A 278-nucleotide genomic window follows, 5' to 3' on the forward strand; every position below is an offset into this window, starting at 1 on the left:
CACTTACTGCTGAAGCAACAGCATCTGAATCGGTTGGATTAATAACAACTACATCGACACCTTTTTGAATTAAATCTTCAACATCGTTCGTTTGCTTTGCTGCATCATTTTGCGCATCAACAGCAATCAATTCAATGCCGCTATCTTTCGCTTTCTTTTCTGCACCCTTTTTCAAAGTTACAAAAAATGGATTGTTTAAAGTTGAAACAGAGAATCCAACTTTAATAGTTTTATTTCGACCTTTATCGCTAGAATCCTTTGCCCATTCTGGCGGTTCC

Annotated in this window: 1 protein-coding gene; it reads right to left on the reverse strand. The window is 37.4% G+C overall.

From position 1 onward, the window contains the following. Nucleotides 1–278: substrate-binding domain-containing protein (locus MR083_RS27190; protein WP_242270127.1), on the reverse strand; the 278-nt coding region annotated here is incomplete at both ends.

This window comes from Bacillus cereus group sp. BfR-BA-01408 (assembly GCF_022663305.1).
Lineage (GTDB): Bacteria > Bacillota > Bacilli > Bacillales > Bacillaceae_G > Bacillus_A > Bacillus_A pacificus.